The organism is Streptomyces sp. NRRL F-4489 (assembly GCF_001509485.1).
Lineage (GTDB): Bacteria > Actinomycetota > Actinomycetes > Streptomycetales > Streptomycetaceae > Streptomyces.
The window spans coordinates 64,064-73,087 of the sequence record NZ_LLZI01000158.1 but is presented as its reverse complement, the minus strand read 5'-3'; the positions used below and the strand labels follow the sequence as shown (position 1 = coordinate 73,087).

9 protein-coding genes and 1 riboswitch are annotated in these 9,024 nt (G+C 72.3%); of the genes, 8 read left to right on the top strand and 1 reads right to left on the bottom strand.

Annotation, left to right across the window (positions count from 1 at the left end; translation table 11 throughout):
* From ADL22_RS14180 to ADL22_RS14155, 6 genes are all read left to right on the top strand, one after another.
* Window positions 1–320, top strand: a 320-nt coding sequence (locus ADL22_RS14180; protein ID WP_159048660.1) for a LysM peptidoglycan-binding domain-containing protein, incomplete at its 5' end; no start/stop codon positions are given.
* A gap of 260 nt (window positions 321–580) precedes the next feature.
* Window positions 581–752, top strand: a riboswitch (cyclic di-AMP (ydaO/yuaA leader).
* A 7-nt stretch (window positions 753–759) separates the two neighbouring features.
* Window positions 760–1,422, top strand: a complete 663-nt coding sequence (locus ADL22_RS14175) for a transglycosylase family protein (protein WP_066978127.1) — start codon at window positions 760–762, stop codon at window positions 1,420–1,422.
* Between the two features lie 311 nt (window positions 1,423–1,733).
* A complete protein-coding gene (eno, locus tag ADL22_RS14170) occupies window positions 1,734–3,020 on the top strand; it encodes a phosphopyruvate hydratase (protein ID WP_066978124.1) in 1,287 nt (428 codons plus the stop codon).
* Window positions 3,021–3,138: 118 nt separating this feature from the next.
* A complete protein-coding gene (locus tag ADL22_RS14165) occupies window positions 3,139–3,621 on the top strand; it encodes an FtsB family cell division protein (protein WP_066978121.1) in 483 nt (160 codons plus the stop codon).
* A gap of 166 nt (window positions 3,622–3,787) precedes the next feature.
* A complete protein-coding gene (locus tag ADL22_RS14160; RefSeq protein ID WP_066978119.1) occupies window positions 3,788–4,339 on the top strand; it encodes a DUF501 domain-containing protein in 552 nt (183 codons plus the stop codon).
* Window positions 4,336–5,289: a Ppx/GppA phosphatase family protein gene (locus ADL22_RS14155; RefSeq protein WP_066978116.1), complete on the top strand. Its 954-nt coding sequence runs from the start codon at window positions 4,336–4,338 to the stop codon at window positions 5,287–5,289. The genes ADL22_RS14160 and ADL22_RS14155 overlap by 4 nt, the downstream gene beginning before the upstream one ends.
* Before the next feature lie 17 nt (window positions 5,290–5,306).
* Here ADL22_RS14155 and ADL22_RS34750 read toward each other — a convergent pair whose 3' ends face one another.
* On the bottom strand, window positions 5,307–5,564 hold the full coding sequence (locus tag ADL22_RS34750) for a type II toxin-antitoxin system RelE family toxin (RefSeq protein ID WP_107116301.1): 258 nt from the start codon (window positions 5,562–5,564) through the stop codon (window positions 5,307–5,309).
* A 461-nt stretch (window positions 5,565–6,025) separates the two neighbouring features.
* Between ADL22_RS34750 and ADL22_RS14150 the strand changes: the two genes are divergently transcribed.
* Together ADL22_RS14150 and ADL22_RS14145 are read left to right on the top strand one after the other, a co-directional pair.
* On the top strand, window positions 6,026–7,414 hold the full coding sequence (locus ADL22_RS14150) for an NAD(P)/FAD-dependent oxidoreductase (RefSeq protein ID WP_079064109.1): 1,389 nt from the start codon (window positions 6,026–6,028) through the stop codon (window positions 7,412–7,414).
* A 200-nt stretch (window positions 7,415–7,614) separates the two neighbouring features.
* Window positions 7,615–8,943, top strand: coding sequence for an SAM-dependent methyltransferase (locus tag ADL22_RS14145; protein WP_066978109.1), 1,329 nt, complete (start codon window positions 7,615–7,617; stop codon window positions 8,941–8,943).
* The last annotated feature ends 81 nt before the right edge of the window (window positions 8,944–9,024 follow it).

Here is a 9,024-nt window from a genome sequence, read left to right as displayed (position 1 = left end):
CCACCCCCGGGACCGACCCCGCCACCCCCGCCCCCGGGCGCCACCGCGGCGCGCCCGACGACCGTACGGACCCCGGGGACGGCCCGGACGCCCGGGACGGCGGCCGGCACGCCTCCCGGGGAGGTGAGGCGCCCCGTACGCCCCCGGAGGACGGCCGGTACCGGGTCGCCCCGGGTGACAACCTGTCAGCGATCGCCGCGGCGCATGAGCTGCCGGGCGGCTGGCCCGCGCTCTACCACCGCAACCAGGACGTGGTCGGGGCCGACCCGGACCTCATCCAGCCCGGTCAGCTGCTCGATCTCGGGCGGACACAGGGGTAGTTACCGGCAGTTCGCCGGATTTCACGCCGTTTCGCCAAAGTGAGATATGGCTCTCGTTGCGGGGGGCGGGCCGAGGTCCGTCCCCCGTTCGCATTTCGGTGTCTACCTGCGGAAATGGCCCGCCGGATGATCAAAGTCGGTCAACTGGGTTCAGAAGATGGGGTTTGAACACCAACAGGGTTACTGCTTACGGTCAGGACCGCTCGCCAAAGCGGGCCCTCCGATCGCACGCCGAGTCCTGCCGGCGGTTGGAGGCGGATGACGCGCAAGCGCCGAAGGCAGGAGCGGGGGACCCAAGGTTTGCGCCGGCCCCGCCCGTGAAAACGGGTCAACCGGCTTGGGGTGAAGCCACGTGCGCACCACGTACGCGGCCGGGCAGCTCACACGGCCCGAACCCGACAGCTCACCTCGCAGGCGTCGGTGAGGAAACGAACGCACGATGCTGAACAAGGGCAAGCACCGCCGCAGCTCCAAGGCCGTCCGCGTCGCCACCCTGGCCGGTGTCGCCGGCGCCGCCGTCGCCGCCCCGCTGCTGGGCGCCACCTCCGCCTCCGCCGCCACCGTGGCCACCTGGGACAAGGTCGCCCAGTGCGAGTCCGGCGGCAACTGGTCGATCAACACCGGCAACGGCTACTACGGCGGCCTGCAGTTCTCGAACTCCAGCTGGGCCGCGGCCGGCGGCCTGAAGTACGCCCCGCGCGCCGACCTGGCCAGCAAGGCCCAGCAGATCGCGGTGGCCGAGAAGCTCCTCGCCATCCAGGGCCCGGGCGCCTGGTCCTGCGCCGGTGCCGGCAACCTGACCGCGGGCGGCCCGGCCGCCAACGTCGACCCGTCCGGCGCCACGGTCAAGAAGAGCCAGGGCACCGACGCCCGCAAGTACACCGAGGGCACCAAGAAGAAGTCGGCCCCGGTCCGCGAGCAGGCCCCGGCCCCGGAGCGCTCGCACCGCTCCGGTGAGCACTACACCGTCAAGGCCGGCGACACCCTCGCCAAGATCGCCAAGGCGCACGGCACCAACTGGAAGTCGCTCTACGCCGCCAACAAGTCCGTCATCGGCGGCAACCCCAACCTGATCTTCCCGGGCCAGAAGCTCAGCATCTGAGCAGCCCGAGAGAGCTGCCCCGCCCCGGCGCGTACCCCCGAGCGCGCCGCGGCGGGGCTTCTTCCGTTTCCGGCGGCCGGCCCCGGGCCCCGCCCCGGGCCCGGCGGGCCGAAGAGCCCCCCGGGCCCCGCCCCGACGCCCTCGGCGCCGTTCACCGCTCAGCGAACAATGCGCCGAAACCTCCCGTGAACTGGGCCTTTGGCCTGCTTGTTGGGGTTTTTTCGTCCCACGGAGCGGGCCACGGGCAAGCGGATCGGCCCCGGCCCGTTAGGCTCATGCCGAGAACTCCAGACACCCATGAAGGAGACAACGTGCCGTCCATCGACGTCGTCGTAGCCCGCGAAATTCTCGACTCGCGAGGTAATCCCACGGTCGAGGTCGAGGTCGGCCTCGACGACGGCAGCACCGGCCGTGCCGCCGTCCCGTCCGGTGCCTCCACCGGCGCCTTCGAGGCCATCGAGCTGCGCGACGGCGACCAGAACCGCTACCTCGGCAAGGGCGTGGAGAAGGCCGTCCTGGCCGTCATCGAGCAGATCGGCCCGGAGCTGGTCGGCTACGACGCCACCGAGCAGCGGCTGATCGACCAGGCGATGTTCGACCTGGACGCCACCGACAACAAGGGCTCGCTGGGCGCCAACGCCATCCTCGGCGTCTCCCTCGCCGTCGCGCACGCCGCCTCCGAGGCCAGCGACCTGCCGCTGTTCCGCTACCTCGGCGGCCCGAACGCGCACGTCCTGCCCGTCCCGATGATGAACATCCTCAACGGCGGCTCGCACGCCGACTCCAACGTGGACATCCAGGAGTTCATGATCGCGCCGATCGGCGCGGAGTCCTTCTCCGAGGCGCTGCGCTGGGGCGCGGAGGTCTACCACACCCTGAAGAAGGTCCTCAAGGAGCGCGGCCTGTCCACCGGCCTCGGCGACGAGGGCGGCTTCGCCCCGAACCTCGGCTCCAACCGCGAGGCCCTGGACCTCATCCTCGAGGCCATCCAGCAGGCCGGCTACACCCCCGGCCAGGACATCGCGCTCGCGCTGGACGTCGCCGCCTCCGAGTTCTACAAGGACGGCGTCTACCTCTTCGAGGGCAAGGAGCGCACCGCCGCCGAGATGACGGAGTACTACGCGGAGCTGGTGGACGCCTACCCGCTCGTCTCCATCGAGGACCCGCTGTTCGAGGACGACTGGGCCGGCTGGAAGGTCATCACCGACAAGCTCGGCAGCAAGGTCCAGCTGGTCGGCGACGACCTCTTCGTCACCAACCCCGAGCGCCTGGCCCGCGGCATCGAGGAGGGCACCGCCAACGCCCTGCTGGTCAAGGTCAACCAGATCGGTTCGCTGACCGAGACCCTGGACGCCGTCGAGCTGGCCCAGCGCAACGGCTTCAAGTGCATGATGTCGCACCGCTCCGGCGAGACCGAGGACGTCACCATCGCCGACCTCGCCGTCGCCACCAACTGCGGCCAGATCAAGACCGGCGCCCCGGCCCGCTCCGAGCGCGTCGCCAAGTACAACCAGCTGCTGCGCATCGAGGAGATCCTCGACGACGCCGCGGTGTACGCCGGGCGGTCCGCGTTCCCGCGCTTCCGCTCCGGCAGCTGAGGTTCGCAGGCGCGGCAAGGGCTGACGCCCCCGGCCGGCCGCCGGCGCACGGCGCGCGGCGGCCGGCGGCGGGCGCCGGGACGACGTCAGGACGTAGCTGAAGGGGAGGCGAGGCGACGTGCCCGCGGACCGGTTCTCCACCGCCACCCGGCTCAAGGCGCTCGGCGAGCAGGCGGCCGCCCGCGTCCAGCGCGCCGGGCGGCGCCCCCGCCGCAACCGCCTCACCGGCCGCGCCGCCCTGCTGGCCCTCGTGCTGTGCTCGCTGGTGGTCGCCCTGGCCTACCCCACCCGGCAGTACCTCTCCCAGCGCTCCGACATCGCCGACCAGCGCCGCAAGGCCCAGGACGCGGCCGCCGCGCTGGAGCGGCTGCGCGACGAGAAGGCCCGCTGGCAGGACCCGGCCTACGTCCGCCAGCAGGCCCGCCGCCATCTGCACTACGTCATGCCGGGCGAGACCGGCTACATCGTCCAGGACGGCTCCGGCGTCCGCGCCGCCCCCAAGGGCGCGCAGGCCGCCCAGCGCCCCTGGTACGACAAGCTCTGGGACACCGTGGACACCGCCGACGCCGCCGGGGCCGCGTCCGCCGCCGGCAAGCGGTAGCCGCCGCGGCACGCGGTGGCCTCCGGCACGCGGTAGCCTCCGGTCGCCCCCGCGGGCGAGACTGTACGGGCGGGACGCCGCGCGTCCGCACACCGGCGCGCGCCGCGCGGCGGACCCCGGCCCGCCCGTCCCGCCCCTGACCCTCCGGCCCTCACCGAAAGCGCACATGGACACCCCCCCGCCCCAGACCGAGCCCACCGAGCCCACCGCCGCGGACATCGCCGCCTTCAAGGAGCAGCTCGGCCGCCCGCCGCGCGGCCTGCGCGCCATCGCCCACCGCTGCCCCTGCGGCCAGCCGGACGTGGTCGAGACCGCCCCGCGCCTGGAGGACGGCACCCCCTTCCCCACGCTGTACTACCTGACCTGCCCGCGCGCCGCCTCCGCGATCGGCACGCTGGAGGCCAACGGCGTGATGAAGGAGATGACCGAGCGGCTGGCGAACGACCCGGAGCTGGCCGCCGCCTACCGCGCGGCCCACGAGGACTACATCCGCCGGCGGGACGCCATCGAGGTGCTCCAGGGCTTCCCCAGCGCCGGCGGGATGCCCGACCGGGTCAAGTGCCTGCACGTGCTCGTCGGCCACTCCCTGGCGGCCGGCCCGGGCGTCAACCCGCTCGGCGACGAGGCGCTGGCCATGCTCCCGGAGTGGTGGCGCAAGGGCCCGTGCGTGACCCCGTGCGCCGAGGCCGGCGACTCCCCCGAAGGAGGCGCCGAGTGAAGCGCGTCGCCGCCGTTGACTGCGGCACCAACTCCATCCGCCTGCTGGTCGCGGACGCCGACCCGGCCACCGGTGAGCTGAAGGAGCTCGACCGCCGGATGACGATCGTCCGGCTGGGCCAGGGCGTGGACCGCACCGGCCGGCTGGCGCCGGAGGCCCTGGAGCGCACCTTCGCCGCCTGCCGCGAGTACGCCGCCGTGATCAAGGAGCTGGGCGCCGAACGGGTCCGCTTCGTGGCCACCTCCGCCTCCCGGGACGCCGAGAACCGCGACGACTTCGTCCGCGGCGTGGTCGGCATCCTGGGCGTCGAGCCCGAGGTGATCACCGGCGACCAGGAGGCGGAGTTCTCCTTCACCGGCGCCACCAAGGAGCTGACCGGCCACCCGCACATCGAGCTGCCCTACCTCGTCGTGGACATCGGCGGCGGTTCGACGGAGTTCGTCCTCGGCGACGGCGAGGTCCGCGCGGCCCGCTCGGTGGACGTCGGCTGCGTCCGGATGACCGAGCGCCACCTCCTGCGCGACGGCGCGCTCACCGACCCGCCCTCCGACGCGCAGATCGCCGCCATCAAGGCCGATATCGCCGCCGCGCTCGACCACGCCGCGGAGGCCGTGCCGCTCACCGAGGCCGCCACCCTCGTCGGCCTGGCCGGCTCGGTGACCACCGTCGCCGCCATCGCCCTCGGCCTGGACCACTACGACTCCGCGGCCATCCACCACTCCCGGATCCCCCTGGCCACCGTCCGCGAGATCACCGGCCGCCTGCTGCGCTCCACCCACGCCGAACGCGCCGCGATCCCGGTCATGCACCCCGGCCGCGTCGACGTCATCGCCGCCGGCGCCCTCGTCCTCCTCTCCGTCATGGAACGCGTCGGCGCCGAAGAGGTCGTCGTCAGCGAACACGACATCCTGGACGGAATCGCCTGGTCTTTGGCAGTCCGGGAGGGATGAGAGGCGACAGCGGGGCGCTACGGATCGCGGTAGGCGTCCCGCCGGTCGTCCACCTTCATGACCAGGATGACGAGTTCACCGTCGTTGAGCTGGTAGGCGACCCGGTAGCTGCCGACCCGGAGCCGCCACCGCGCCGCGGTGGCGGGCCGGAAGGCGCCGGTGACGCCGGCTCGCCGTCCCGCTCGGTGAACAGATCCGCCAGCGGTTCCGCCATCGCCACGGTGGGGCCGGCCGCGTCCAGGACCGCTTCCGCCTCGCGCGCCAACCTCAGCCATGAACCGAGCGTACGCATCTGCGTAACCGCCCCCGCGGGCCCTTCCCTTGGGTCCGCCAGGCGCCGTCCCGGCCCCCCTTCGAGCGGGCCCCCCAAGGGCTCCGGACCGCCCCCCGGGAAGAAAGTTCGTGAAATCCTTCACATGAAAAACCCGCCTCTCGGGCGAACTAGAGGGCCGTACGTCCCTCATTCGAAGGTCCTAGGACTCATCTGCCCGGGAAATGCGGGGTCTACGGTGGATCTCCACCGGGTGGCGACAGTGGCGCGAAGGGGGGTGATGCGGCCGCTCGGAAGGGGACAAGCCCTGATCAACGGGGGTATCCAACGTGTCGCGTTATACCGTGGTTCCCTGATCACGCTATGGCGTCCGTCACGGGGGCGGCGGAGTGTAGCAGATGCCCCCGTCATTCTTGTGAAGGGGCTCACGAGCGACCCCCCATGTGGGGGTGGATACTCGATTGCATGAGCACCACGGAGCGTCCCAGGATCCTCGTTGTAGGCGGTGGGTACGTAGGCCTGTACGCGGCACGCCGCATCCTGAAGAAGATGCGGTACGGCGAGGCGACCGTCACGGTCGTCGACCCGCGCTCGTACATGACGTACCAGCCCTTCCTCCCTGAAGCTGCGGCCGGCAGCATCTCCCCCCGTCACGTTGTGGTCCCGCTGCGGCGCGTGCTGCCCAAGGCGGAGGTCCTCACCGGCCGGGTCACCACCATCGACCAGGACCGGAAGGTCGCCACCATCGCCCCGCTGGTCGGCGATGCGTACGAGCTGCCCTTCGACTACCTGGTCGTCGCCATGGGCGCGGTCTCCCGTACCTTCCCGATCCCCGGCCTGGCCGAGAACGGCATCGGCATGAAGGGCATCGAGGAGGCCATCGGCCTGCGCAACCACGTGCTGGAGCAGCTGGACAAGGCCGACTCCACGACCGATGAGGAGGTCCGCCGCAAGGCGCTGACCTTCGTCTTCGTCGGCGGCGGCTTCGCCGGCGCGGAGACCGTCGGCGAGGTCGAGGACATGGCCCGGGACGCCGCGAAGTACTACAAGAACGTCAAGCGCGAGGACATGCGCTTCCTGCTGGTCGACGTCGCGGACAAGATCCTGCCCGAGGTCGGCCCCAAGCTCGGCGCCTACGGCAAGGAGCACCTGGAGTCGCGCGGGGTCGAGGTCTACCTCAAGACCGGTATGGACTCCTGCGTCGACGGCCACGTGATCCTGAACAACGGCCTCGAGGTGCTCTCCAACACCATCGTGTGGACCGCCGGCGTCAAGCCGAACCCGGCGCTGTCCCGCTTCGGCCTGCCGCTGGGCCCGCGCGGCCACATCGACACCGCGCCCACCCTCCAGGTCCAGGGCACCGACTACATCTGGGCGGCCGGCGACAACGCCCAGGTCCCCGACCTGGTCGGCCGGGCGAACGGCAACGAGAACGCCTGGTGCCCGCCGAACGCGCAGCACGCGCTGCGGCAGGCCAAGGTCCTCGGCGACAACGTGGTCTCCGGTATGCGGGGCTTCCCGCAGAAGGAGTACAGCCACGCCAACAAGGGCGCGGTCGCGGGCCTGGGCCTGCACAAGGGCGTCGCGATGATCGTCATGGGCAAGATGAAGATCAAGCTCAAGGGCCGCCTCGCCTGGTACATGCACCGCGCGTACCACGGCATGGCGATGCCGACGTTCAACCGCAAGATCCGGGTCTTCGCCGACTGGACGCTGGCCACCTTCCTCAAGCGCGAGGTGGTCTCGCTCGGCGCCATGGAGAACCCCCGCGAGGAGTTCTACGAGGCCGCCAAGCCCGCCCCCGCCCCGGCCGCCGCGGCCGACGGAGGCAAGCCGAAGGCCAAGGCCGGCTGATTCGCCGGTCGGGTACTCCGACCAGCCCGAAGGGCGTCCGCCATCCGTGGGGCGGGCGCCCTTCGGCGTGCCCGGGTGTGGCCGAAACCCGGCGCCGTGTTGTTCTCTTGCAGACGAACGGGACTATCAACGCGCCCACTTGGCGTTTAGGTGGTGGGTGAAACTTCTTTGCCCGACTCGTCACGACGGAGGTGTGCGACATGGCCGGTGCCGCTGGACGGCTCACCAAGCTCGCCGAGGAGGTGCTGGGGGCCCCGCTTCCGGTGCGGATCCGCGCCTGGGACGCGAGCGAATCCGGCCCGCCGGGCGCCCCGGTGCTGGTGTTCCGCAACCGCCGCGCGCTGCGCCGGCTGCTGTTCAAGCCCGGCGAACTGGGCCTGGCCCGGGCCTGGGTGGCCGGCGACCTCGACGTCGACGGGGATCTCTACGAAGCCCTGGACCTGCTCGCCGGGATGATCTGGGAACGCGCCGAGCCCGCGGAGAAGCCGGCCCGCACGGCCGCGCTGCGCGCCCTGGCCCGCCCCGAGATCCGCGCCGCCGGCAAGGAGCTGCTCTCGCTCGCCGGGCTGCCGCTGCCGCCCGCGCCGCCCGCCGAGGAGGCCCGCCCGCGCCGCGGCGCACTGCACTCCCTGCTCCGCGACCGGCAAGCGATCAGCCACCACTACGACGTCGGCAACGCCTTCTACGAGCTGGTGCTCGGCCCGTCGATGGTCTACTCCTGCGCGTACTGGCCGCCCGCCGCGGAGGCGGCCGGCGGCACCCCCACGCTGGAGGAGGCGCAGCGCGACAAGCTCGATCTGATCTGCCGCAAGCTGGGGCTGACGGAGGGTCAGCGGCTGCTGGACGTGGGCTGCGGCTGGGGCTCGATGGTGCTGCACGCGGCCCGCGAGTACGGCGTCCGGGCGGTCGGCATCACCCTCTCCGAGGAGCAGGCCACCTACGCCCGCAAGCGGATCGCCGAGGCCGGGCTCGCCGACCGGATCGAGATCCGGGTGCAGGACTACCGCGAGGTCGCTGACGGGCCGTTCGACGCGATCTCCTCGATCGGGATGGCCGAGCATGTCGGCCGGGCCCGCTACGCCGAGTACGCCGGTCTGCTGTACGGCCTGCTGAAGCCCGGCGGGCGGCTGCTGAACCACCAGATCGCGCGCCGGCCGCTGGCGGACGAGGACGCGTACCACGTCGATGAGTTCATCGACCGCTATGTCTTCCCCGACGGCGAGCTGGCCCCCGTGGGGCGGACGGTCGCCCAGCTGGAGGAGGCCGGTTTCGAGGTCCGGGACGTCGAGGCGATCCGGGAGCACTACGCGCTGACGCTGCGTCAGTGGGTGGCCAATCTGGAGGAGCACTGGACGGAGGCGGTGCGCCTGACCTCGCCGGGCCGGGCCCGGGTCTGGCGGCTCTACATGGCCGCCTCCGCGCTGTCCTTCGAGCGCAACCGCATAGGAGTCAACCAGGTGCTGGCCGTCCGCACCCCGGACTCCGGCACCTCCGGCCTGCCGCTGCGGGCCCGCGACTGGCGGGGCTGAGCGGGGGCGGACGGTTCGAGGGCCCCGCCCCGCGCGTGCGCCGCGCGGGGCCGGGGCCCTCGGCCTGCCGTCCGGGACGTA

Bases quoted from the DNA above. Each gene is read 5' to 3' on its own strand.
- ADL22_RS14150 (WP_079064109.1), top strand. From the start codon at position 6,026: ATGAGCACCACGGAGCGTCCCAGGATCCTCGTTGTAGGCGGTGGGTAC.
- ADL22_RS14160 (WP_066978119.1), top strand. From the start codon at position 3,788: ATGGACACCCCCCCGCCCCAGACCGAGCCCACCGAGCCCACCGCCGCG.
- ADL22_RS34750 (WP_107116301.1), bottom strand. From the start codon at position 5,564: ATGGCTGAGGTTGGCGCGCGAGGCGGAAGCGGTCCTGGACGCGGCCGG.
- ADL22_RS14175 (WP_066978127.1), top strand. From the start codon at position 760: ATGCTGAACAAGGGCAAGCACCGCCGCAGCTCCAAGGCCGTCCGCGTC.
- ADL22_RS14145 (WP_066978109.1), top strand. From the start codon at position 7,615: ATGGCCGGTGCCGCTGGACGGCTCACCAAGCTCGCCGAGGAGGTGCTG.